The sequence below is a fragment of the Streptomyces sp. NPDC060232 genome, assembly GCF_042726555.1.
Taxonomy (GTDB): domain Bacteria; phylum Actinomycetota; class Actinomycetes; order Streptomycetales; family Streptomycetaceae; genus Streptomyces.
Window position 1 is genome coordinate 124308 of the sequence record NZ_JBHXAG010000015.1, and the last position, 21473, is coordinate 145780.

The window sequence follows — 21473 nt, forward strand, 5'->3', positions numbered from 1 at the left end:
GCAAGCGGCGGTTCGGCAGAACCCTCGGTCCCCGAGCATCCTGTCACGGCCCTCCCGGCGGGTTCCCTCCCGATCCTCTCCCCGGGGCGCGACCCGCCGGCTGGAGCCGCCCCGCGGACTCCGAGGCCGCCCCGCAGGGGCAGCCGGGGTGGGGGCGGACCGGAGCGGACTCCCAGTGGAGCGTGGGCAGGGCCGCCTCCCAGCGGGATCCCGTGGAGGCGGGCAGCTGACCGTCGAGGAAGGCGAGCGCGTGCGCCGCGGCCAGCCCGGCCACCGCCGTGGACAGGCCCAGGTCGCAGGGGGCGCTCCCGCGGCGGCGATGGGACGAGCGCCACTGCACGAGCATCCTCGGCCAGGCAGCGTCCTGGTCCACGCGGTCGCGCTCCATGCACCCCGCGCACGCCGTCGTGCCCGGCAGCACCAGCGGCCCCACCAGACCCGTGCCCTCCAACACCCCCGCGTACAGGTGCGGAATGCCCGAGGCGACCCAGTCGGCCGCGGTGTCCGGATCAGGAGCCCACGCGTGCAGCCCGTCCCGGGGCGCGACGACCACCAGGGACAGCCCCGGCTCCGGACCCTCCCCCTCCCCGCTCCGCGGGCCCGGACCCGGGGCCGCGGAGCGGACCGTGCCCGCCGCGGCCTCGGCCCGCAGCCGGCCCACGCTCGCGCTCCCCAGCCCGCCCGGCGCCACATCCGCCGGTTCCACCCGGCCTCCGTCGAGCACCTCGACCCGCCCCACGCCCGCTCCCGCCAGGACCGCCGCGATCACGGCCCCCACCCGGCCGCTCCCGCGCACCCGGACCCGTATCGCCCGGCGTGCGGCGATCCCCCGCAGCTCCCCGCCGGGCTCCCGGTGGACCAGCGAGAGCGAACCCAGGTCCGGGCCGAGGCGCTCCAGGGTCTCCGGATGCCTGCGCAGGGCCTGCGCCCGCGGGCCGCCCGCCGAGGCGTCGTCGAGCAGACCGGCCCCCGCCAGCCGTCTGACCAAGGCGTCGGCCAAGCCGTCCGGCAACCCCATCCGCGCGGCCTCGGCCCGCAACAGCTCCATCCCCCGCGTCCCGTCGATCCGGTCGATGAGCGCGCCCGTCGCCGTGTCCACGGGCCCCAGCACCACCGCATGCGCCGGCGTCACCCCGAACTGCACCGTCTGCAGATCCCGCCAGGCCCGCGCCAGCGCCGGCTTCACCCTCGGAAACATGTCCGACCCCTCCCTGTCCGTCCGCGTCCGTCCCTGTCCGTGCGGCATCGCACCGCCGCATCTCCCGCTCCCGGCAACAGTGCCCGTCCGCCGTAATCCGTGCAGGAATTTGTCCACAGGCAAGAGGTATTCGGCATATGAGATGAAGAGCGGTGCCGCGTCGGAAACCGGCGCCGAACCACCCGTGTTCGAACCCCGGACGAGCGGGACTTACGCCACCGGCACCGGGTAACGTCGTGGCGTGTCCGCCGACCCACCGCAGCGCGCCGTCGAAGTCCGCCGGAGCGCGCGCCGCCGCAGGACCGTATCCGCCTATCGCGAGGGTGACCGTACGGTCGTCCTCATCCCTGCCCGGATGTCCGAGGCGGAGGAGAAGCGCTGGGTGGGCGTCATGCTCGACAAGCTGGCCGCCCAGGAGAGCAGACGCACCCTCGGGGACGCGGAACTCACCGAACGCGCCGAGCGTTTGTCCGAGCAGTACTTCGACGGCCGCGCCCGCCCCCGCTCGGTCCGCTGGGTCACCAACCAGAACACCCGCTGGGGCTCCTGCACCCCGGCCGAAGGCAGCATCCGGCTCTCGCACCGCCTCCAGGGCATGCCCGAGTACGTCGTCGACTACGTGCTCCTGCACGAGCTGGCCCACCTCCTCGTGCCCGGCCACGGACCCCGCTTCTGGGAACTGCTGGAGGCGTACCCGCGCACCGAGCGGGCCCGGGGCTACCTGGAGGGCGTGGTGGCGGCCGAGCGCCTGCCGCAGGTGCCCGCCGCCCGCGAGGAATGACCCCGCCGGCCGGGGCGGCCGGGCAGGCCCGCACCCGGACCACCGCCCCTCGTGTCACACAGCGTGATGTGTACCGGCTTGGTACCGGCTTGGCCGGATGTCGGCAGATGCCGTTAGCCTGTGCGGCACGCATGCTCAGTCGGGATGGGGGACGTCGTTACGTATGGCAAGGGAATTCCAACGCGGCCACAAGGCCAAGGTCAGTGATCTCACGGCGGGCACCGATCTGTACGTAGGCGTCCAGATCGCCGCCCCCGGGCTCACCTTCGACATCAGCTGTTTCGGCCTCGACGCCAATGAGCAGCTCTCGGACGACCGCTACTTCGTCTTCTTCAATCAGCCGAAGTCGCCGGAAGAGTCCATTCAGCTGCTCGGCCCGCAGGCCGGTGACACGGAATCCTTCCGGGTGACCCTGGACCGCGTTCCGCCGTCCATCCACAAGCTGTCCTTCACCGCCACCATCGACGGCGCCGGACAGATGTCGCAGATCGGCCCGGGCCACATCCGGATCGTGGCCGGCGGCGAAGAGGTCGTCCGGTACGCCTTCACCGGCGCGGAGTTCAGCACCGAGCGGGCCGTCATGCTCGGCGACTTCTACCTGAAGGACGTGTGGCGCTTCGCCGCCGTCGGCCAGGGCTTCGACGGCGGGCTCGACGCCCTCCTGAAGAACTTCGGCGGCGAGGTCGCCGAGGAGGAGCAGCCGCAGCAGCAGGCCCCGGCGGCCGGCGCCCCCGGCTTCGCCCCGCCGCCGCAGACGGCCGCCCCGGCTCCGGCCCCGTCCTTCGCCGCCCCCGCTGCGGCCCCGCAGGCCCCGGCTCCGGCCCCCGCTCCGTCCTTCGGCGCGCCCGCCCCGGCCCCCGCGCCGGCCGCTCCCCAGCCGCCGCAGTACCAGCAGCCCCCGGCCCCCGCCCCGGTGCACGCCGCGCCCACCATGGCCGCGCCCCTGGCCCCGCAGGCCCCCGCGCCCTACGGCCAGCCGCCGCAGCAGCCCTCCTACGGCCAGGCTCCCGTCCCCGGGCAGTACCCGGGCCAGGTGCCGCCGCCCGCCCCCGCCCCCGGCGGATACGGACAGCAGCAGCCCTCCTACGGCCAGGTTCCGGGCCAGGTCCCGGGCCAGATGCCGGGCCAGGTCCCCGGCCAGCAGCCCGGCTACGCCCCGCAGGCCGCCGCCCCCGCGGCCGGTCTCGCCGCGGCCCTCCAGCCGTACAAGGAGGCCCCGACCGGCTCCCGCTGGACTTCGCAGAACCAGCAGCTCATGCGGGTCGATTTGTCGATGGGCGGCCAGGCCGTCCTCGCCCGCCAGGGCAGCATGGTCCTGTACCAGGGCAAGGTCGACTTCAGCTACAAGGGCGCCGGATTCGCCGGCCGCATCGTCGGCAACGCCACCGGCCAGGAGATGCAGCTCATGCGCTGCACCGGCCGCGGCCAGGTCTTCCTCGCGGAGAACGGCGCGCACCTGCACGCCATCGAGCTCCAGGGCGACGCCATCTGCGTCTCCGCGGAGAACGTCCTCGCCTTCGACGAGTCCCTCCAGCACGAGGTCCGCCGGATCGAGGGCCACGGCATCCCCGGCGGCGCCCTGTTCACCATGCAGTTCCAGGGAACCGGCACGGTGATCGTCAAGACCCACGGCGTCCCGGTCGTGCTGCCCGTCACCCCGACCACCTTCGCGGACAGCAACGCCATCGTGGCGTGGTCGGCCGCCTCGCAGGTGATCATCTCCAGCCAGGTCCGACTGCGGCGCAACGCCTACCCCGGCCACAGCGGGGAGACCGTGAACCTCCAGTTCCGCGGCGCCCCCGGCAACTTCATCGTCGTCCAGCCGTACGAGGTCTGAGGGAGCCCGACATGAACGCAATGAACCAGCAGCTCGCGGGCTTCGCCCCGACCCCCGTCACGGCCCGCATGGAGAACCACGGGCGGTCCATGCTCAAGGTCGCCATGCAGAGCGGCCAGGACCTCTTCGCCCGCACCGGCTCGATGGTCGCCTACGAGGGCTTCGTGCAGTACGAGCCCAACCCGCCGGCCGTCCGCCAGATGGCCTCGCAGTGGGTCACGGGCGAGGGCGCACCCCTGATGAAGTGCACCGGCGACGGCCTCCTGTACCTCGCCGACTACGGCGCCGACGTCGTCGTCATCAACCTCGACAACGACTCGCTGTCGGTCAACGGCACCAACCTGCTCGCCTTCGACGCGCACCTCCAGTGGGGCGTCGAGCGGGTCAAGGGCCTGGCGAAGTTCGCCGGGCAGGGCCTGTTCAACGTCCAGGTCGCGGGCACCGGCTGGGTCGCCCTGACCTCGCGCGGCACCCCGATCGTGGTCGACTGCGGCCGCGGCGAGGACGAGACGTACGTCGACCCCGACGCGCTCGTCGCCTGGTCGCCGAACCTGAAGGTCAAGGGCAAGCGCAGCTTCAAGGCCTCGTCGATGCTCGGCCGGGGCAGTGGGGAGGCCTACCAGATGGCCTTCTCCGGTCAGGGCATCGTCGTGGTGCAGCCCAGCGAGGACAGCACCGACCGGCTCCGGGCCCGGGGCTGAGGGGGAGCGGACACATCATGCAGAGCGCACTTTTCGCCTACGCCGAGGCGCAGTCCCAGGACCGGTACACCGTCCAGAACCCGCAGCTGCTGCGGGTCTCGCTGACGGGCTCCGACGACGTACTCGCCCGCAAGGGCGCGATGGTCGCCTACCAGGGGATCGTCGACTTCGACGGCGAGTACCAGAGCAGCAGCCAGCGGGGCGCCCGCCGCCGCACCGGCGAGGGCCTGGACCTCATGCGCTGCTCCGGGCAGGGCACGGTCTACCTCGCCAACCTGGCCCAGTACGTCCACGTCGTGGACGTGGACCATGAGGGCCTCACGGTCGACAGCAGCTACGTCCTGGCCCTGGACTCCACCCTGCACACCGAGGTCATCGCGGTGGACAGCCAGTACGGAATCTCCGGTTCCGGCAAGTACCAGCTCAACATCTCCGGCCGCGGCAAGGTCGCCCTGATGACCTCCGGGCAGCCGCTGATGATGCACGTCACGCCCGACAAGTACGTCAACGTCGACGCGGACGCCATCGTCGCCTGGTCCACCTCGCTGAGGGTGCAGATGCAGGCCCAGACGCACTCCAGCGGCGTCTGGCGGCGGCGCGGCAACACCGGCGAGGGCTGGGAGCTGAGCTTCCTCGGCACCGGCATCGCGCTGGTGCAGCCCAGCGAGGCGCTGCCTCCGCAGAACGCCCAGGTCGGACAGGGCGTCGCCGCGCAGTTCGGCATGGGCCAGCAGGGCGCCCACGCCCAGAACCAGAACAACGCCTGGAACTGATCCGGGACGGCGAAGGGGCGGCCCGCCAGGGACCGCCCCTTGAGCCATGCCCCTCGGGGCAGCCCGCTGCCTCAGCCCGCAGCGGCGAGCCGCGCCAGAGTCGCCTCCAGCAGCAGGACGACCGAGGTGTCGGCCACCGAGGCCACCTCCTCGTACGGGAACCAGCGCAGGTCGAGGGACTCGTCGCTGATCTCCGCCACGGCCCCGGCCGGGGCCAGCGCCGCATACTGCACGTCCAGGTGCCAGTTGCACGGTGCCGGGATGGGATGCCGGTCCAGGCGCACCGGGCCGCCGGGCAGCAGGGTCAGCCCCTGCTCGATGCCCGACTCCTCGCGGCCCTCGCGCAGCGCCACCTCCGCCAGCGTCGCGTCACCGTCCTCGCAGTGCCCGCCCATCTGCAGCCACATGCCCAGCTTCTTGTGCAGGGTCAGCAGTACGCGCTCCCGCACCGGGTCGATCACGAGCGCGCTGGCCGTGAGGTGGCCCGCCTCGCAGGGCTTGTAGACCCCGTCCGGGTGGGAGGCCAGGTGCTCCAGGTACAGATCGCGCAGCTCGGCCTGGTCCTCGTAGCCCTTCAGGACCGAGGCCGCGTCGTCGTGCAGGCTCACTTCGTGTCGTCGCCTTCGTCGTCGCCCTGCTGCCCACGCTTCTCGGCGGCCTCGCCGAGCATCTTGTCGATCTCGGAGAAGTCCAGCTGCTCGCGGTGCACAAAACCGTCCGGGTCGTCCAGGTCGGAAGCCGTCGGCAGCATGTCCGGGTGCTCCCACAGCCCGTCGCGCCCGTCCACACCGCGCGCGTCGGTGAGCGAGGCCCACAGGCGCGAGGCGTCCCGCAGCCTGCGCGGACGCAGCTCCAGGCCGATCAGCGTCGCGAAGGTCTGCTCCGCCGGGCCGCCCGAGGCGCGCCGACGGCGCATGGTCTCGCGCATGGCGTCCGCCGAGGTCAGCCGCGGCTTGGCGGCCTCGTGCACCACCGCGTCGACCCAGCCCTCGACCAGCGCGAGCGCCGTCTCCAGACGGGCCAGGGCCGCCTTCTGCTCGGGGGTGTCCTGCGGCTGGAACATGCCGCCCTGGAGTGCCTCCTGGAGCTGCTCCGGGTTGGACGGGTCCAGCTGCCCGACCACGTCCTCCAGCTTCGAGGTGTCCACCTTGATGCCGCGGGCGTAGCCCTCCACGGCTCCGAACAGGTGCGAGCGCAGCCACGGGACGTGCGCGAACAGCCGGGCATGGGCCGCCTCGCGCAGCGCCAGGTACAGCCGCACCTCGTCCGAGGGGACGCCCAGGTCCTTGCCGAAGCCCGCGATGTTGAGCGGGAGCAGCGCGGCCTTCCCCGCCGGGCCCAGGGGCAGGCCGATGTCGGTCGAGCCGACGACCTCGCCCGCGAGGGTGCCCACGGCCTGGCCGATCTGCTGGCCGAACATGGCGCCGCCCATGGAACGCATCATGCCGAGCAGCGGGCCCGCCATGGCCTGCATCTCTTCGGGCAGGACACCGCCCATGGCCGCGCCGACGCGCTCGGCGACCGGGTCCACGAGCTCCTTCCACACCGGGAGGGTGGCCTCCACCCACTCGGCGCGGCTCCACGCCACGGCCGTGGTGGCACCCGAGGGCAGTGAGGTCACGCCGTCCAGCCAGTGGTCGGCCAGGCGCACGGCCTCCTCGACGGCAGACTTCTCCGCGATGCCGACGCTGGTGTCCTTCACACCGTCCGCCGTGCCCTGCGCGACGGTCTGGCGGGCGATGTTCTTGGCCATGTCCCAGTTCACGGGACCGCCCTCGTAGCTGAGCATCTGGCCGAGCTGCTGGAAGGCCGCACCGAGGTCGTTCGGGTTCATCGAACCGAACATCGCGGCGAACGGATTGTCCGCGCCGCCGGGGCCACCGGCGCCCGGCAGCCCCATGCCCGGGAACCCGAAGGGATTCGCGGGGCCGCCCTGACCGCCCTGACCGCCCTTCTTCCTGCCTTCGTCGCCGTTGTCCGGCTCCTCGGGCGGAAGGCCGAATCCGAATGGGGTGTCGCTCACGGGTTTCCTCGGCTCGTAGGGCCGCCGGCGGGCGCCGGCGGGCAACGGTCAGACATCACCACCCAGCGTAGACACCGGAGCCCGCATCCGGGCTCGGTGCTCCGCCGGCTCCTGGGCTGCGGCAGGATGGACATCACCTGGTGGGGTACGCGTCACGGCGCGTCCCTACTGAAGACAACCGCTGGAGACGCCCGGTGAGTTCCCCAGATCCGCACGTTTCGGATAAGCGCAGCCGCGCGACGCAGGACGAAGACCGTCCCGAACAGGGCGACGGCGCCCCCGGCGTTCGCCAGCCGCGAAACCCCGACGGCCCCCGCCGGCCCAGCCCCGTGATCGCCGTGACCGGCGCCGCCACGGGCGTCGGCGCGGCCCTCGTGAGCCGTCTGGCCGCCTCCGAGGAGGTCAAGCAGGTCGTCGCCATCGACGAGCGGCGCGGGGACTGTGCGGCCGCGCAGTGGCACGTCCTCGACGTACGGGACCCCGCGATCGCCGAGAAGCTGCGCGGGGCGGACGTCGTGGTCCACCTCGCCCTCGACCTCGACCTGGAGACGGACCCCGCGGCCCGCACGGCGTACAACGTGCGCGGGACCCAGACCGTCCTCACGGCGGCCGCCGCGGCCGGTGTGCACCGGGTCGTGCTCTGCACCTCCGCGATGGTCTACGGAGCCCTGCCCGACAACGACATCCCGCTGTCGGAGGACTCCGAGCTGCGGGCGACCGCCGAGGCGACCGGCGTCGGCGACCTGCTGGAGATCGAGCGGCTCGGCCGCCGGGCCCCCCGGGCCCACCCCGGCCTGAACGTCACCGTGGTCCGCCCCGCGGTCCTGGTCGGCGGCACCGACACCGCCCTGACCCGGTATTTCGAGTCCCCGCGCCTGCTCGTGGTCGCCGGCTCCCGCCCCACCTGGCAGTTCTGCCACGTGGAGGACCTGGTCAGCGCCCTGGAGTACGCGGCCCTGGAAAAGGTCGAGGGCGAGCTGGCCGTGGGCTGCGAGGGATGGCTGGAGCAGGAGGAGGTCGAGGAGCTGAGCGGCATCCGCCGCATGGAGCTGCCCTCGGCGGTGGCGCTGGGCGCCGCGGCCCGCCTGCACCGCATCGGCCTGACCCCGTCCCCGGCCGGCGACCTCGCATACACGATGCACCCCTGGGTGGTGAGCGTCAGCGGGCTGCACGCGGCGGGCTGGCGGCCGCGCTGGACCAACGAGGAGGTCCTCGCCGAACTCCTCCAGGAGGTCGCGGGCCGCCACACGGTCGCCGGCCGCCGGCTCGGCCGCAGGGACGCCGCCACGGCCGCGGGTGCGGCGGGCGCGACGGTCGCCCTGCTGGGCGCCGCCGCCGCGGTCCGCCTCGCCCGGAAGCGGCGCGGGATCTGAGCCGGGCCGTGTTCCGGGGCGGCCGGATCCTGTAGGAGGCTCCCAAGGCGGGGGACGCGGGCCGGGCGAATCAGCTATTTCGCCCCGTCAGCGGCTAGGGCACGATGGACGGTATGGCACCGCACTTCGACCACCCCGGCGAGCAGGCCGCCCAGGACCCCGTCCGGCTGCTCGCAATCCGTGACACCCCGCTCTCGATCGACGAGGTCTTCCGGGCCGTCGGCGACGACGCCACGGGCGGGACGACGCTGTTCGTCGGCACGGTGCGCAACCACGACGGCGGGGCGGACGTCGATTCGCTCGGCTATTCCTGCCACCCGACGGCCGAGGCCGAGATGCGCCGGGTCGCCGAGCGCGTCGTGGCCAAGTACCCGGTCCGCGCCCTGGCCGCCGTGCACCGCGTGGGCGACCTCGCCGTCGGCGACCTGGCCGTGGTCGTGGCCGTCTCCTGCCCGCACCGCGGGGAGGCCTTCGAGGCGTGCCGCATGCTGATCGACGACCTCAAGCACGAGGTCCCGATCTGGAAGCACCAGACCTTCTCCGACGGCTCCGAGGAGTGGGTCGGCGCCTGCTGACGCCACCGGACCGGGCAGCTCGGCGGACGGAGTCCGCCGCAGTCGCCCGCAGCCTGGGCGGCGCCCCGGCGCCGAGCAGCTGACCCCGGCCGCGGAGCGGCGGCGGCCGACGGGTAGCCTCACACCCGTTCGGCCGCGCAACACGCCCTCGATTTGCGTAACCCCCCCACGGGCACGAGCGTTGAAGCCACCAACGAAACGCACTTCGGGGTAGGGAGGCACGCCCATGGCATCTCTGGCGTGGTTGCTGATTCCGCTGTTCGCCGCGATCGGCGCGGCGATATGGGGCAGCTGGGCGGCACGGGACCGCACGCAAGGCGACATATCCGAGCTCGCGGGCTACGCACGGTTCCGTGAGGCGATGGGCAACGGCCGGGGTCTCGGCCGTGCCGATCAGATGAGGGCGAAGGCCGAGGCGGCCTCCACCTCCGACTCCGTCTGAGATTCCGCTGAGAGTTTCGCGCACGAACCCCGTACGGACCGGCCCCGAGGGCCGCTCGGCGGGCCCGTCCCGTACTGTCGGATCCATGCCACGCCGCACCGCGACGATGCTCGCCTCCACCCTGGTGCTGTTCGCGCTGCTCTGCGCAGGAGTGTTCATCAAGGTCCCGTATTCCGAGATGAGCCCCGGCCCGACCGTGAACACGCTCGGGGACTCGCACGGCGAGCCCGTTCTGAACATCTCGGGACGCAAGACGTACCCGGCCGGCGGCCACCTCAACATGACGACGGTCCGCGTCACGGGCGCCGACTACGAGATGAACCTGGTGGAGGCCGTCTACGGCTGGCTGGCCGGCGACAACATCGTCGTCCCGCACGAGAACCTCTACCCGAACGGCAAGACCGACGCGGAGTCCACCCAGGAGAACGCCGAGGAGTTCAGCCAGTCGCAGCAGAGCGCCAAGGTCGCGGCCCTCAAGCAGCTCGGCATCCCGGTCACCGCCCGCGTGATCGTCTCCACGGTCGTCAAGGACAGCCCCTCCGAGGGCAAGCTGCACGCCGGTGACGTGGTCAAGGCCGTCGACGGCGCTCCTGTCACCGCCCCCGAGGACGTGGCCAAGCTCGTCACCAAGCACAAGCCCGGCGAACCGGTCGAGTTCACCATCGTGCCCGCGGCCGACTCCGCGGCGGCGGCGAAGGCCGGCCGCGAGCCCGCCGGCACCTCCAAGGTCACGATCACCGCGGGCAAGGCGGAGGGCGACGGCCGTGCCATCGTCGGCATCCGGGCCGGCAGCGACCACACCTTCCCGTTCGCGATCGACATCAAGCTCGCCGATGTCGGCGGCCCGAGCGCCGGGCTGATGTTCGCCCTCGGCATCGTCGACAAGCTCACCCCGGACGACCTGACCGGCGGGAAGTTCGTCGCGGGCACCGGCACCATCGACGACGCCGGCAAGGTCGGTCCGATCGGTGGCATCCAGATGAAGACCATAGGCGCCCGCAAGGCCGGCGCCGAGTACTTCCTGACGCCCGCCGACAACTGCGCCTCCGCCGCCTCCAACGTGCCCGACGGGCTGACGCTGGTGAAGGTCTCCACCATCGACGACGCCATGAAGTCGCTGCAGAAGATCAGCAAGGGGGACCCGGCCGGGCTGCCGCAGTGCAGCGCCAAGCCCTGACCGGTCCGCCTCCCGGGCCAGGACCTACTAGGCGAAGGTCGCGGCCAGGGCCTCGGCCAGGCCGGGCACCAGGCCCCCGCCGGTGAGGACCTCCGTCGAGGAGTCCTTCTCACGCAGCCGTACGGCCGACTCGCGCGAGCCGTCGCGCAGCACGGCCACCGTGATGCGGACCTCCTGCCGCTCAGGGTGCCCGGCGACCCACTTCGCCAGCTGCTTGTCGCTCAGCCCCTCCGGTACGGAGGCCTCCGCGGACGGCGGCAGCATCAGGCGCTCGACGGTCAGCGCGCACCCGACGACGGCGTCGGGCCAGGCGATGGTGCCCAGGAACTTGTCGAGCGGGGTCCCGGAGGGGACGGTGTCCTGCTCGATCGGGGTGAGGGAGCTCTTTCCGGCGTCGTCCTGGTCGAGGCCGAGCTGCGAGGCCAGGCGCGGCTCCTGCTTCTTGAGCCGGGCGGTGTCGACCAGCGCGAACAGCCGCGCGGGCTTGTCCCAGCCGAGGCCTGCCGCGTACTCGTCGATCTCGAGACAGGCGCGGGTCAGCGGGCTGGCCGCCATGGGAGTGCCGGGGGAAGGCGAAACGTTGGACATGGACAACATCCTGCCTCCTTTCCGCCGCATACCGGGAACTGACCGGGGCCTGAGTAAGTTGCATGAATGGGCTCTACGATCGGGGGTCCGTTCAATACCAGTACTCAGCGACTTTCGAGGTGCGCACCTTGGCTTTCCAGATGCCGGACCGCGGCGGAGGCCCTTCCGGGCCACGGATGAGAGTCGGACGCCCCTCCCGGCGTGCACGTACTCTCCTTATGACTTTGGGCGTGCTGGCCGTCCTGGGCATGCTCTTCATCATGTTCGCCGGTTTCTGGACGGACTGGCTCTGGTTCCGCTCCGTGAAGTACTCCACGGTCTTCACCACCACGCTGTGGACCAAGATCGGCCTCTTCGCCGTCTTCGGCCTGCTGATGACGGGTGCGGTCGGGCTGAACATCTGGCTGGCGCACCGGCTGCGGCCGCCGCTCAGCGCGATGTCGATGGAGCAGCAGAGCCTCGACCGCTACCGGATGAGCATCGCCCCGTACAAGAAGTGGCTGCTCCTGGGCATCTCGGTGCTCGTCGGCCTGATCGCCGGAGCCTCGGCGGCGGGTCAGTGGAAGACCTGGCTCATGTACGTGAACGGGGTGCCCTTCGGCACGAAGGACCCCCAGTTCCACATGGACGTGTCCTTCTACACCTTCGACCTGCCCTGGTACCGCTTCCTGCTCGGCTTCGGCTTCGCCGCCGTGGTCCTGTCGGTGATCGCCGCGACCGTCGTGCACTACCTCTACGGCGGACTGCGCGTGACCAGCCCGGGCGCCCGGGCCACCGCCGCCGCGACCGGGCACCTCTCGGTGCTGCTCGGTCTCTTCGTGACGCTCAAGGCGGTCGCGTACTGGCTCGACCGCTACGGGCTCGCCGTGAAGTCCAGCGACTTCAAGGCCGCTGACAACTGGACCGGCCTGCGCTACGTCGACGCCAACGCCTACCTGCCGGCGAAGACGATCCTCGTGGCCATCGCCGCGATCTGCGCCGTGCTGTTCTTCGCGACGCTGTGGCGCCGCACCTGGCAGCTGCCGGTGATCGGCTTCGGCCTGATGGTGCTCTCCGCGATCCTGATCGGCGGGCTCTACCCGGCGATCGTGCAGAAGTTCCAGGTCCAGCCGAACGAGCAGGCCAAGGAATCCCCGTACGTCCAGAAGAACATCAAGGCGACGCGTGACGCCTACGGGATCGCCGGCTCCGAGGTCGCCGACTATCCGGGGTCCCCGCAGACGGAGGACCTGACCAAGGTGCGGTCGATGGCCGACACCACGGCCAGCATCCGGCTCCTCGACCCCAACATCGTCTCGCCGGCCTTCCAGCAGCTCCAGCAGGTCAAGGGCTACTACGCGTTCCCGTCCACGCTCGCCGTCGACCGGTACAGCGGCCAGGACACGGTGATCGGGCTGCGCGAGCTGAACATCGGCGGCATCCCGAAGAACAACTGGATCAACGACCACTTCAAGTACACGCACGGCTACGGCGTGGTCGCGGCCAAGGGCACCACGGTCGGGAACCAGGGCGCCCCCGACTTCACCCAGTCCGACCTCCCCTCCAAGGGGATGTTCGGCACGGACTTCGAGCAGCGCATCTACTACGGCGAGCAGACGAAGCAGTACTCGATCGTCGGCGGTCCGCAGAAGGAGCTCGACTACTCCGACGACAAGGGCGAGAAGGAGACCAGCTACCAGGGCAACTCCGGCGTCAACCTGGACAACCCGGTCAACCGGGCCGCCTACGCGCTGACCTTCAGCGAGCCGCAGATCCTCTACTCGGGCGCCATCGGCGACGGCTCGCGGATCCTCTACAACCGCACGCCCAAGGATCGCGTCGAGGCCGTCGCGCCGTGGCTGACGATCGACGGCGCGCCCTACCCGGCCGTGATCGACGGCCGGATCAAGTGGATCGTCGACGCGTACACGACGACCAACGGCTACCCGTACGCCTCGCGCACCACGCTGGGCCAGAGCACCGCGGACTCGCTGACCAACAGCCAGCGCGCGGTGGTCGCCCAGGAGAACCAGGTCAACTACATCCGCAACTCGGTGAAGGCCACCGTCGACGCCTACGACGGCTCGGTCGACCTGTACCAGTGGGACACCCAGGACCCGGTCCTGAAGACCTGGATGAAGGCGTTCCCGGGCACGGTGAAGCCCAAGAGCGAGATCGACAAGCCGCTCATGGACCACCTCCGCTACCCGCAGGACCTCTTCAAGGTCCAGCGCGAGCTGCTGACCCGGTACCACGTCACCGACCCGCAGACCTTCCTCAGCGGCAGTGAGGCCTGGGCCGTCCCGGACGACCCGACGACCAAGGCCGGCACGGCGGTTCCGCCGTACTACCTGTCGATGAAGATGCCGGGCCAGAAGGAGAAGGATCAGGTCTTCTCGCTCACGTCGACCTTCACGCCGAACGAGCGGCCCAACCTGAGCGCCTTCATGGCGGTCAACGCCGATCCGGGCACCCCGGACTACGGCAAGATCAGAATCCTGAAGATGCCGACCAGCAAGCCGCCGGACGGCCCCGGACAGGTGCAGAGCAAGTTCCAGTCCGAACCGAAGATCGCCGAGTCCATCCGCCTGCTGCGCGGTGGCGACTCCGAGATCGAGTACGGCAACCTGCTCGCGGTGCCGCTCGACGGCGGGATGCTCTACGTCGAGCCGGTCTACGTCCGCAGCTCCGGCCTGAAGTACCCGCTGCTGCGCAAGGTGCTGGTGACCTACGGCGGCCAGACGGCCTTCGAGGACACCCTTGAGAAGGCGCTGAACGTGGTCTTCGGAGCCGAGGCCCCGACCACGCCGGTGCCGCCGGCGCAGCCGCCGGGCGAGGGCACCGTCACGCCCCCGACCAACCAGGACCCGACGGTCAAGGCGGCCCTCGCCGACGCGCAGAAGGCCATCGAGGACGCCGAGAAGGCCCGGCAGTCCGGCGACTGGGCGGCCTACGGCAAGGCCCAGGACGAGATCAAGGCCGCGCTGAAGCGGGCGATCGAGGCCGAGGCGAAAGCCACGCCCCCTCCGTCGGGCGGCTGATGATCAATGCGTGAAGGCTCCGTCCCGCGTCGTGATACTGTGGTTTCACCGACGCGGGGTGGAGCAGCTCGGTAGCTCGCTGGGCTCATAACCCAGAGGTCGCAGGTTCAAATCCTGTCCCCGCTACTGAAAAACGAAGGCCCGGATCCATGGGATCCGGGCCTTCGTCATGTCCGGAGAGGACACGCGGTAGCTGGGGAGGGTGAGTTGGGGTAGGAGCGTGTTTGACTTACCCCACTGTGGGCATGTCGACAAAACGCTGTAGTGACCTCACTGACTGCGACATACCAGGTGTACGCGGGTAGCAGGTGATGCGACGATGGGATTTATGGGGGACAGGTCAACTCTGCTGGAGACAGGGCGGTTTGTGAGGGCGCAGGCCGAAGCGGGCACAGGAGCCAACGAGTCGGCACCGGTTGCCGACACGCAGACCGCACTGACCGACGCGGATTTCGCGCAGGAGATGTTCGCCGAGACCGACGCGGCGAGCGACGCCGAGCTGGAGGCCCGGCACCGGGTGGCCGCCGACAAGGGCGACCCCGGTGCCATGAGCGTGCTCGGCGCGCTGCTGCTGCGCCGCGGAGACCTGGACGGCGCCGAGCCGTACCTGCGCGGGGCCACCGCCGAGGGTGACCGCGCCGCCGCCAACAACCTGGGCGTCCTGCTGCTCCAGCGGGGCTATCCCGAGGAGGCCGCGGACTGGTGGCGGGTCGCCGCCGTGGCCGGGTCCGCGCCCGCCGCGCACGCCCTGGGCCGCCACTTCCGCGAGCGCGGGGACGAGCCGGCCGCCGAGTACTGGCTGCGCCAGGCGGCGGAATCCGGCCATGCGCTGGGCGCGTTCGGACTGGCCGACCTGCTGGAACACCGCGGGGACAAGGGCGTCGAGCGGTGGTTCCGCGCCGCCGCCGAACAGGGCCACCGCGAGGCCGCGTACCGACTGGCGCGACACCTGCGCAAGGGCGACCCCGCCGAGGCCGAGCAGTGGTACCGGCAGGCCGCCGCCCGCGGGCACCGGCGTGCCGCCCTGCACCTGGGCGCGCTGCTGGAGGCGCGCGGGGAGCTCAAGGAGGCCGGCCGCTGGTACCTGACCTCCGCCAAGCAGGGCGAGGCGCGGGCCGCGTGCGCGCTCGGCTTCCTGCTGCGCGACGCCGGCGACGAGGACAGCGCGGCCGCGTGGTGGCACCGGGCGGCGCAGGACGGCGACGGCAACGCCGCGAACGCCCTGGGTGCGCTGCACGCCGCACGGGGCGAGACCCAGACCGCCGAGCGCTGGTACCGGACCGCCATGGACGCGGGCGATCAAAACGGGGCGTACAACCTTGCTCTGCTGTGCGCCGCACAGGACCGGACCGCCCAGGCCGAGCAGTGGTACCGGCGCGCCGCCTACGCCGGACACCGCGAGGCGGCCAACGCGCTGGCCATCATGCTGCTCCAGGTCGGCGACGCGGCGGGCGCCGAACCGTGGTTCTCGAAGGCCGCCGAGGCGGGCAGCGTGGACGCCGCGTTCAACCTCGGGATCCTGTTCGCCAGCCGCGACGAGGACCGCACGGCGCTGAAGTGGTACGAGCGGGCCGCCTCGGCCGGACACACCGACGCGGCGCTCCAGGTCGGGATCGCCCTGGTGCGCGACGGGGAGGAGCGGGCCGCCGAGCGGCACCTGCGGTGTGCGGCGGGCGGCGGCAGCGCGGAGGCGGCGTTCCGCCTGGCCGCGCTGCTGGAGTCGCTCGCTCCGCCGCCGGAGCCGCCGGCGCTGGGCGAGCCGGTGGGCAGCGCCCCGCGCACCGAGAGCGAGGAGTGGTACGAGCGGGCCGCCGAGCTGGGGCACCGCCGGGCCCAGGTGCGTGTCGGCATGCTGGCTGCCGCCCGCGGCGACATGGAGGCCGCCGCCCGCTGGTACCGGGAGGCGGCCGAGGCAGGGTCGCGCAACGGCGCGTTCAACCTGGGGCTGCTGCTGGCCCGCGAGGGCAGCGAGCCGGAGGCCGCCCTGTGGTGGACCCGCGCCGCGGTGGCGGGCCACGGCCGCGCCGCCCTGCGCCTGGGCCTGCTGGCAGCCCGCCACGGCGATCTCGCGGAGGGTCAGAAGTGGTGCGCCCGCGCCATGGAACTGGGCCCGGCGGAGGTCTCGGAGCGTGCGGCCCGGCTGCGCGAGGCGCTGGCGGAGGAACTCTCGGCGTGACCGGGCGGCGTGACCCGGGCCGGCGGCGGGCCCGGGGCGCGCCGGCCCCGGGCCCGCACCCCGGTTAACCGATTTGCATCTGCCGGGGGCGTTCACGTAACGTTGGGTTCACCGACGCGGGGTGGAGCAGCTCGGTAGCTCGCTGGGCTCATAACCCAGAGGTCGCAGGTTCAAATCCTGTCCCCGCTACTGAAGACTCAGGGCCCGGATCCAATGGATCCGGGCCCTGAGTCGTTGCATGGGTCGTTTCCACCGGCGAAGCACCCTGGCACGCGGAACGGCCCGGACCCCGCAGGGTCCGGGCCGTTCCGCCGTCCGGGCTCAGGCGCCCGCGCAGTTCGGGCAGACGCCGCGGTAGGTGACCTCGGCCGCCGACACGACGAAGCCGAAGCGCTCCGAGTCCGGCAGGTCGGCCAGCGGGTTGCCCGTCGGGTGGACGTCCCGGATGGCGCCGCACCGGGCGCAGACCAGGTGCTGGTGGGGCCGGTGGGCGTTCGGGTCGTACCGCTTGGCGCGCCGGTCCGTGGCGACTTCCAGGACCTCGCCGAGGGAGACGAGCTCGCCCAGGGTGTTGTAGACGGTCGCGCGCGAGATCTCGGGCAGCTTGGCCACGGCTCGCGCGTGCACCTCGTCGGCCGTCAGGTGCACGTGGTCACCGTCGAGCACCTCGGCCACGACGCGCCGCTGTGCCGTCATGCGCCAGCCGCGTCCGCGAAGTCGTTCCAGCAGGTCACTCATGTACACCAGCCTAACAGTGAGGGGATTCGGTGTAACTCCCGAACCGGTGCGAACTTGGATGCTTGCTTGACTTGGACAAAGTCCATTGTAGGATCGAGTACGGCGAACGCCAAGGACAGGACGCAGTGATGACGCAGGAGGCGCACGTGACGCAGGGACCGCTCACCACGGAGGCCGGGGCGCCGGTGGCCGACAACCAGAACAGCGAGACGGCCGGTATCGGCGGCCCCGTTCTGGTCCAGGACCAGCTCCTGCTGGAGAAGCTCGCGCACTTCAACCGCGAGCGCATCCCGGAGCGCGTGGTGCACGCCCGTGGCGCCGGCGCGTACGGCACCTTCACGCTGACCCGTGACGTCTCGCAGTGGACGCGCGCGGCGTTCCTGTCCGAGGTCGGCAAGCAGACCGAGACCTTCCTTCGCTTCTCCACCGTCGCGGGCAGCCTGGGCAGCGCCGACGCGGTGCGCGACCCCCGCGGCTGGGCGCTGAAGTTCTACACCGAGGAGGGCAACTACGACCTCGTCGGCAACAACACCCCGGTGTTCTTCATCAAGGACGCCGTCAAGTTCCCCGACTTCATCCACACCCAGAAGCGCGACCCGTACACCGGCTCGCAGGAGGCGGACAACGTCTGGGACTTCTGGGGTCTGTCGCCCGAGTCCACCCACCAGGTGACCTGGCTGTTCGGCGACCGCGGCATCCCGGCGTCCTACCGCCACATGAACGGCTACGGCTCGCACACGTTCCAGTGGAACAACGAGGCCGGCGAGGTCTTCTGGGTCAAGTACCACTTCAAGACCGACCAGGGCATCAAGAACCTGACCCAGGCCGAGGCCAACCGGCTCGCCGGCGAGGACCCCGACAGCCACCAGCGCGACCTGCGCGAGGCCATCGAGCGCGGCGACTTCCCGACCTGGACCGTGCAGGTCCAGATCATGCCGGCGGCCGAGGCGGCGACCTACCGCTTCAACCCGTTCGACCTGACCAAGGTGTGGCCGCACGCGGACTACCCGCCGATCGAGATCGGCAAGCTGGAGCTCAACCGCAACCCGGAGAACGTCTTCGCCGAGGTCGAGCAGAGCATCTTCTCCCCGGCGCACTTCGTTCCCGGCATCGGCCCCTCCCCGGACAAGATGCTGCAGGGCCGCCTCTTCGGCTACGGCGACGCCCACCGCTACCGCGTCGGCATCAACGCCGACCACCTGCCGGTGAACCGTCCGCACGCCACCGAGGCGCGCACCAACTCCCGTGACGGCCACCTGTACGACGGCCGCCACAAGGGCGCGAAGAACTACGAGCCGAACAGCTTCGGCGGCCCGCACGAGACCGGCCGTCCGCTGTGGCAGCCGGTCCCGGTCACCGGCGGCACGGGCAACCACGCCGCCGCCGTGCACAGCGAGGACAACGACTTCGTCCAGGCCGGCAACCTCTACCGCCTCTACTCCGAGGACGAGAAGGCCCGCCTGATCGGGAACCTGTCCGGCTTCATCGCCAAGGTCTCCCGCGACGACATCGTCGAGCGCGCGATCGACAACTTCCGCCAGGCGGACGGCGACTTCGGCAAGCGGCTCGACGCCGCGGTCCAGGCCCTTCGCGGCTGACGGGCACCGCCTGCCGTAGCAGGACGCCGGGACGCGGCCCACCGGAGGGCTGCGTCCCGGCGTCGTCTCACGCGGGCACGCTGCGCCGCGCGGGGACCCAGCAGCGGATGACGTCGCGCACGGACACGATGCCCACCGGTCCGCCGTGCTCCAGGACGATCAGATGCCGGAAACCGCCGTGCGCCATCGCCTCGGCGGCTTCCTGCAGCGTGGCGCCGGGGGTGCAGAAGACGACGTTGTTGGTGGTGTGCGCGCCCACGGACTCCCGGTCGGGATCGTGGCCGGCGCCGATGGAGTTGAGTATGTCGCGCTCGGTCAAGATGCCGATTCCGCTGTGGTCGGGGTCGAGGACGACGGCCGCGCCGACGCGCCGGCCGGACATCAGGCAGGCCGCCTGCCGGAGGGTGTGTGCGGGTCCGAGGGTGAGGATCACGGTGCTCATTGCGTCACGGACGAGCATGAAAGAGCCACCTCCTGGGGTGAGTCCCCCCGCTCGGGTGGGTGCGCAGCGCGAAGCCGCCTCCAGTGAAAGGCTTCACAAGGGCACAAGCGGGGGGATCCTCAGATTCCCACGGACCGGGAGGGCCAGCAAGAAGGCGTACGAAAGGAGCGCGCCCGGCACGCCCGGCGCGCACCGCGCGTCAGGCGCGCACCGCGGTCAGGCGCGCGGGCGGAGCAGGCCCAGCATCTCCTCGTGGAGCAGGCCGTTGGACGCCGCCGCGTTCCCGCCGTGCACGCCGTCGACCCCGTCCAGGCTGGTGAAGCGGCCGCCCGCCTCCTGGACCACCACGGCGATGGCCGCCATGTCCCACAGGCTCAGCTCCGGCTCGGCGCACAGGTCCAGGGAGCCCTCCGCGACCATCATGTACGGCCAGAAGTCGCCGTAGCCGCGGGTGCGCCAGCACGCCCGCGTCAGGTCCAGGAAACCGGGCAGCCGCCCCTGCTCCTCCCAGCCGCTCAGCGAGGAGTACGCGAACGAGGCGTCGCCCAGCCCGGCCACCCCGGACACACCGATCCGGGTGGTCTCGCCGAGCGCGCCGCCCGAGTACGCCCCACCGCCCTGCGACGCCCACCAGCGGCGGCCCAGCGCCGGCGCGGACACCACGCCGACCACAGGGCGGAACACGCCGTCCTCGCCCTCCGCCGTCAGCGAGATCAGGGTCGCCCAGACGGGCACCCCGCGCACGTAGTTCTTCGTGCCGTCGATCGGGTCCACGACCCAGCGGCGCGGGCCGCTGCCCTTGAGTCCGTACTCCTCGCCCAGGATGGCGTCGTCGGGCCGGGCCGCCGTGATGCCGGCCCGGACGACCTCCTCCGCGGCCTTGTCCGCCTCGCTCACCGGGGTCATGTCCGGCTTCGTCTCGACCTTGAGGTCGAGGGCGCGGAACCGTTCCATCGTGGTGGCGTCCGCCGCGTCGGCGAGTTCGAGGGCGAGGCGCAGGTCATCGTCATACTCGGGCATGCCCGAACAGTATCGGGGCTGCCGGACCGCGGCCAGCGACGTCCGCAGTACGGCCGGACGGGCCCCCTTGACAGCGCAGGCGCCCTTGACAGGGCCTGGCGCCCCGTCAACTCTGGCCGGAGAGCCGAGCGGGGAGGCGCGGATGCCGGCAGCCCGGGATTCCTTGCTGGACGCGGCGGCAGCGGCGCTCGCGGCGCGCCCCTGGCCCGATGTCCGGATGGTCGACGTGGCCGCCGCGGCCGGGGTGTCGCGGCAGACCCTCTACAACGAGTTCGGCGGCAAGGCGGGTCTGGGGCGCGCCCTGGTGCGGCGCGCGGCCGACCGGTATCTGGAAGGGGTGGACCAGGCCCTGTCCACCCCGGTCCGGGCCCCCGAGCGGCTCGCCGCGCTCGCGGAGTGGACCGTACGGGCGGCCCGCGCGCACCCCCTCGTACGGGCCCTGCTCACCGGCAGCTGGGGGCCGGGCCTGCCCGCCGCGGGCCGGCGCGAACCGGGGCCCGGTGAGCTCGCCCGGGCCGTGCGCGACCGGGCGGCCGCCGCGCTCACGCCGGGGGAGGGCCCCCAGCGGTGCGAGCTGGCGGTACGGCTCGCCCTCTCCTACGTGATCGCCCCGGGGGAGGAGCCGGGGCCGGGGGAGCTGATCGGACTGCTCAGTGCGCCGAGCCCGACAGCTGGAGCCCGATGACCCCCAGGATGACCAGCGTGATCGAGACGAGTTTGAGGGTGGAGACCAGGTCGCCGAGGAAGACCATGCCGTAGATCGCCGTGCCGGCCGCGCCGATGCCCGTCCAGACCGCGTAGGCCGGACCCACGTCCAGCTTCTTCAGGGCCAGTGTCAGCAGCCCGAAGCTGCCGAGCGCGAAGCACGCGAAGGCGACGGTCGGCCACAGCCGGGTGAATCCGTGGGAGAGCTTGAGGCAGACCGCGAAACCGGTCTCCAGGAGTCCCGCGACCACGACCAGCAGCCACGCCATGGCGAATGCCTCCCCGCGTCATGTGACATCACGTCAC

20 protein-coding genes and 2 tRNA genes are annotated in these 21473 nt (G+C 71.9%); 14 read left to right on the top strand and 8 right to left on the bottom strand.

The window, feature by feature from the left end; translation table 11 throughout:
- Nucleotides 1-43: 43 nt before the first annotated feature.
- Nucleotides 44-1198 (bottom strand): TOMM precursor leader peptide-binding protein, encoded by a 1155-nt coding sequence (locus ACFWFZ_RS22365; protein ID WP_387124550.1) that lies wholly within the window; start codon nucleotides 1196-1198, stop codon nucleotides 44-46.
- Nucleotides 1199-1439: 241 nt separating this feature from the next.
- On the opposite strand from ACFWFZ_RS22365, the gene ACFWFZ_RS22370 reads away from it, so the two are divergent.
- The 4 genes from ACFWFZ_RS22370 to ACFWFZ_RS22385 all read left to right on the top strand — a co-directional run bounded on the left by ACFWFZ_RS22370 (nucleotide 1440) and on the right by ACFWFZ_RS22385 (nucleotide 5290).
- Nucleotides 1440-1979: a M48 family metallopeptidase gene (locus tag ACFWFZ_RS22370; protein WP_387124551.1), complete on the top strand. Its 540-nt coding sequence runs from the start codon at nucleotides 1440-1442 to the stop codon at nucleotides 1977-1979.
- Between the two features lie 163 nt (nucleotides 1980-2142).
- Nucleotides 2143-3816, top strand: coding sequence for a TerD family protein (locus tag ACFWFZ_RS22375; protein WP_387124552.1), 1674 nt, complete (start codon nucleotides 2143-2145; stop codon nucleotides 3814-3816).
- Between the two features lie 20 nt (nucleotides 3817-3836).
- The gene (locus tag ACFWFZ_RS22380; RefSeq protein ID WP_387124599.1) at nucleotides 3837-4517 is read left to right on the top strand and encodes an AIM24 family protein; all 681 of its coding nucleotides are present in this window, start codon (nucleotides 3837-3839) and stop codon (nucleotides 4515-4517) included.
- 17 nt (nucleotides 4518-4534) lie between these two features.
- Nucleotides 4535-5290 carry an AIM24 family protein gene (locus ACFWFZ_RS22385; protein ID WP_387124553.1) on the top strand — a complete coding sequence of 252 codons (756 nt, stop codon included), beginning with the start codon at nucleotides 4535-4537 and terminating at the stop codon, nucleotides 5288-5290.
- A 71-nt stretch (nucleotides 5291-5361) separates the two neighbouring features.
- On the opposite strand, the gene ACFWFZ_RS22390 is transcribed toward ACFWFZ_RS22385, so the two are convergent.
- Both ACFWFZ_RS22390 and ACFWFZ_RS22395 read right to left on the bottom strand, forming a co-directional pair.
- Entirely contained in the window at nucleotides 5362-5898 is a 537-nt protein-coding gene (locus tag ACFWFZ_RS22390; protein WP_387124554.1) for an NUDIX hydrolase, read from the bottom strand.
- Complete coding sequence (locus ACFWFZ_RS22395; RefSeq protein ID WP_387124555.1) at nucleotides 5895-7313, bottom strand: zinc-dependent metalloprotease; 1419 nt, start codon at nucleotides 7311-7313, stop codon at nucleotides 5895-5897. The genes ACFWFZ_RS22390 and ACFWFZ_RS22395 overlap by 4 nt, the downstream gene beginning before the upstream one ends.
- Before the next feature lie 194 nt (nucleotides 7314-7507).
- On the opposite strand from ACFWFZ_RS22395, the gene ACFWFZ_RS22400 reads away from it, so the two are divergent.
- From ACFWFZ_RS22400 to ACFWFZ_RS22415, 4 genes are all read left to right on the top strand, one after another.
- Nucleotides 7508-8686, top strand: coding sequence for an SDR family oxidoreductase (locus ACFWFZ_RS22400; protein WP_387124556.1), 1179 nt, complete (start codon nucleotides 7508-7510; stop codon nucleotides 8684-8686).
- A gap of 113 nt (nucleotides 8687-8799) precedes the next feature.
- Nucleotides 8800-9261 (top strand): molybdenum cofactor biosynthesis protein MoaE, encoded by a 462-nt coding sequence (locus ACFWFZ_RS22405; RefSeq protein WP_387124557.1) that lies wholly within the window; start codon nucleotides 8800-8802, stop codon nucleotides 9259-9261.
- Nucleotides 9262-9487: 226 nt separating this feature from the next.
- Complete coding sequence (locus ACFWFZ_RS22410) at nucleotides 9488-9703, top strand: hypothetical protein (RefSeq protein ID WP_387124558.1); 216 nt, start codon at nucleotides 9488-9490, stop codon at nucleotides 9701-9703.
- A gap of 85 nt (nucleotides 9704-9788) precedes the next feature.
- Entirely contained in the window at nucleotides 9789-10880 is a 1092-nt protein-coding gene (locus ACFWFZ_RS22415) for a PDZ domain-containing protein (RefSeq protein ID WP_387124559.1), read from the top strand.
- Nucleotides 10881-10907: 27 nt separating this feature from the next.
- Here ACFWFZ_RS22415 and ACFWFZ_RS22420 read toward each other — a convergent pair whose 3' ends face one another.
- The gene (locus tag ACFWFZ_RS22420) at nucleotides 10908-11477 is read right to left on the bottom strand and encodes a PPA1309 family protein (RefSeq protein ID WP_030658785.1); all 570 of its coding nucleotides are present in this window, start codon (nucleotides 11475-11477) and stop codon (nucleotides 10908-10910) included.
- A gap of 131 nt (nucleotides 11478-11608) precedes the next feature.
- Between ACFWFZ_RS22420 and ACFWFZ_RS22425 the strand changes: the two genes are divergently transcribed.
- The 4 genes from ACFWFZ_RS22425 to ACFWFZ_RS22440 all read left to right on the top strand — a co-directional run bounded on the left by ACFWFZ_RS22425 (nucleotide 11609) and on the right by ACFWFZ_RS22440 (nucleotide 16853).
- On the top strand, nucleotides 11609-14488 hold the full coding sequence (locus ACFWFZ_RS22425) for a UPF0182 family protein (RefSeq protein ID WP_387124600.1): 2880 nt from the start codon (nucleotides 11609-11611) through the stop codon (nucleotides 14486-14488).
- A 52-nt stretch (nucleotides 14489-14540) separates the two neighbouring features.
- A tRNA-Met gene (locus ACFWFZ_RS22430) sits at nucleotides 14541-14614 on the top strand.
- A gap of 193 nt (nucleotides 14615-14807) precedes the next feature.
- Entirely contained in the window at nucleotides 14808-16664 is a 1857-nt protein-coding gene (locus ACFWFZ_RS22435; RefSeq protein WP_387124560.1) for a tetratricopeptide repeat protein, read from the top strand.
- A 115-nt stretch (nucleotides 16665-16779) separates the two neighbouring features.
- Nucleotides 16780-16853: transfer RNA gene (locus ACFWFZ_RS22440), tRNA-Met, on the top strand.
- A gap of 132 nt (nucleotides 16854-16985) precedes the next feature.
- Here the strand turns inward: ACFWFZ_RS22440 and ACFWFZ_RS22445 are convergent.
- A complete protein-coding gene (locus tag ACFWFZ_RS22445) occupies nucleotides 16986-17402 on the bottom strand; it encodes a Fur family transcriptional regulator (RefSeq protein WP_387124561.1) in 417 nt (138 codons plus the stop codon).
- Between the two features lie 128 nt (nucleotides 17403-17530).
- Between ACFWFZ_RS22445 and ACFWFZ_RS22450 the strand changes: the two genes are divergently transcribed.
- On the top strand, nucleotides 17531-19000 hold the full coding sequence (locus ACFWFZ_RS22450) for a catalase (RefSeq protein ID WP_387124563.1): 1470 nt from the start codon (nucleotides 17531-17533) through the stop codon (nucleotides 18998-19000).
- A 67-nt stretch (nucleotides 19001-19067) separates the two neighbouring features.
- Here the strand turns inward: ACFWFZ_RS22450 and ACFWFZ_RS22455 are convergent, their stop codons facing one another.
- Together ACFWFZ_RS22455 and hisN are read right to left on the bottom strand one after the other, a co-directional pair.
- On the bottom strand, nucleotides 19068-19460 hold the full coding sequence (locus tag ACFWFZ_RS22455) for a cyclic nucleotide-binding/CBS domain-containing protein (RefSeq protein WP_387124564.1): 393 nt from the start codon (nucleotides 19458-19460) through the stop codon (nucleotides 19068-19070).
- Nucleotides 19461-19658: 198 nt separating this feature from the next.
- Nucleotides 19659-20462, bottom strand: coding sequence for a histidinol-phosphatase (gene hisN / locus ACFWFZ_RS22460; RefSeq protein ID WP_387124565.1), 804 nt, complete (start codon nucleotides 20460-20462; stop codon nucleotides 19659-19661).
- A gap of 142 nt (nucleotides 20463-20604) precedes the next feature.
- Between hisN and ACFWFZ_RS22465 the strand changes: the two genes are divergently transcribed.
- Nucleotides 20605-21147 (top strand): TetR/AcrR family transcriptional regulator, encoded by a 543-nt coding sequence (locus tag ACFWFZ_RS22465; RefSeq protein WP_387124566.1) that lies wholly within the window; start codon nucleotides 20605-20607, stop codon nucleotides 21145-21147.
- On the opposite strand, the gene ACFWFZ_RS22470 is transcribed toward ACFWFZ_RS22465, so the two are convergent.
- On the bottom strand, nucleotides 21113-21436 hold the full coding sequence (locus ACFWFZ_RS22470) for a multidrug efflux SMR transporter (RefSeq protein ID WP_030658800.1): 324 nt from the start codon (nucleotides 21434-21436) through the stop codon (nucleotides 21113-21115). The genes ACFWFZ_RS22465 and ACFWFZ_RS22470 overlap by 35 nt on opposite strands.
- Nucleotides 21437-21473 lie beyond the last annotated feature (37 nt).